2 protein-coding genes are annotated in these 1,477 nt (G+C 38.1%); one reads left to right on the forward strand and one right to left on the reverse strand.

All coding sequences use genetic code 11. The features are described 5' to 3' along the window. The first annotated feature begins 287 nt into the window (after positions 1-287). Positions 288-566, forward strand: coding sequence for a hypothetical protein (locus tag ABDZ84_RS18095; RefSeq protein ID WP_051388344.1), 279 nt, complete (start codon positions 288-290; stop codon positions 564-566). Positions 567-1,095: 529 nt separating this feature from the next. Here ABDZ84_RS18095 and ABDZ84_RS18100 read toward each other — a convergent pair. Continuing rightward, positions 1,096-1,269 carry a YjfB family protein gene (locus ABDZ84_RS18100; protein WP_343782505.1) on the reverse strand — a complete coding sequence of 58 codons (174 nt, stop codon included), beginning with the start codon at positions 1,267-1,269 and terminating at the stop codon, positions 1,096-1,098. Between the last annotated feature and the right edge of the window lie 208 nt (positions 1,270-1,477).

Consider the following 1,477-nt stretch of genomic DNA (forward strand, 5'->3'; position numbering starts at 1 on the left):
GAAAGGGAAGTGGGCAGCCGGAGTGGTGGTCAAGCAAGCAGTAGCTATTATTCCATAATAGCTACTAGAGAAAGCGTGAATCTGAGCATGTAGTGATAAGGACTGAGCGAATTTCACTCAGTTTTTCTTAGACTGTTGGTTAAGGGAAGGCAGTAATCCAGCTGGGTTTCTCTGGTTCAAATGTGTATACATGTTAAATTTAAGGTAATTTTTGAAAAAAATTGTATGACTTCTTTTGAAATGGTTATGCTAAGACAGATAACGAACAACAAAAGGAGGTAAAATACATGAAGAAAAAACTTCTAGTGAAGTTTGGTGCACCAGTATTAGCGTTGTCTTTAATCGCAGCATGCGGAACAGATGACGATCAGGATCCAGTAGAGGATGAGGCACCTCTAGATCAACAGGAAGAAGATAATATCGATGACAATCCTGCTGATGATAATGGAGGAATGAATGAAGAAAATCCTGACATGGAGAATGATGGTAACGGCACTGACGAAAATAATGATAATAACATGATGGATGATGAAAACAAAGATGAGAATGGAGAAGGAAATCAATAACATTTCATTTCTTCACTCTTAATGTGGCTTTTTATCCTACATTTACTGGCAGTAAGACCCTCGCTTCAAGCAATAAAGTGAAACCGTTATTGGTAAGTGGGGGATGCCTGCCAGTAAATTCCGATTGATTTAAAGACCTTTAGGTCATACCCTTGTGGTATTACCAATTCGTGGGGGATAAACAAAACCTCATGGATTGAAGTTTCACATTATCACTAAATAAGCAGAACAAATCCTAAAGTAGGAAAGTTCTGCTTTTGTTATTCTAAGAAATTATAAAACTAGTCCATTTGGATTATATAGGCGTGTTGAGCCGCGTCCAGCTCTAGCGTCCAGAAACGAGGCGACTTTACAAATCGCCCTAATCTAGGTCATCATCGGCTCGCAAGCTCACTGTGATTCTTTTATCTCCGTTGATTCGCTCCAGTCACTACGTTTTTAATCGGTCGCTTGCGCTTTTGTTCTATTTTACATTATTAGCATACGTATAAAAATTGTGATGCGAAACATCTACAATGAACAAAGTGAACTAAAGCGAGATATCAACTCGATTGCCAAGCGATGGATGCGGTGCTGTAGGTGCAGATTGATCGAGCATTTCTTGCAATTGTACGCCTTGCGTTTCTATTACTTTCATAGCATTTTTCATCACGGCAATACTTGCATCAGAAGGAATTTGTTGATTTGCCATAGTAACAGACAATGCAGCAATATCCATAAAATCAGGCCTTTCTACTTAAAGTTAATTTGAGCTATATTTAGTATAACATAGGTGGAAAGACCTAGGTATCTAATCTATAAATTATTTCATAATGGTTATCGTAAAATGAGATAATTTGTGTTTATCCCGCATATAACTGGCAGTAAGATCCGCACTTTAAGCAATAAAGTGAACCCAATATGGGTAAGTG

Source organism: Virgibacillus salarius, assembly GCF_039521925.1.
GTDB lineage: Bacteria > Bacillota > Bacilli > Bacillales > Amphibacillaceae > Virgibacillus > Virgibacillus salarius.

What these genes read in the sequence shown, in the direction of transcription:
- ABDZ84_RS18095 (WP_051388344.1), top strand. Translation starts at nt 288, where the DNA reads ATGAAGAAAAAACTTCTAGTGAAGTTTGGTGCACCAGTATTAGCGTTG.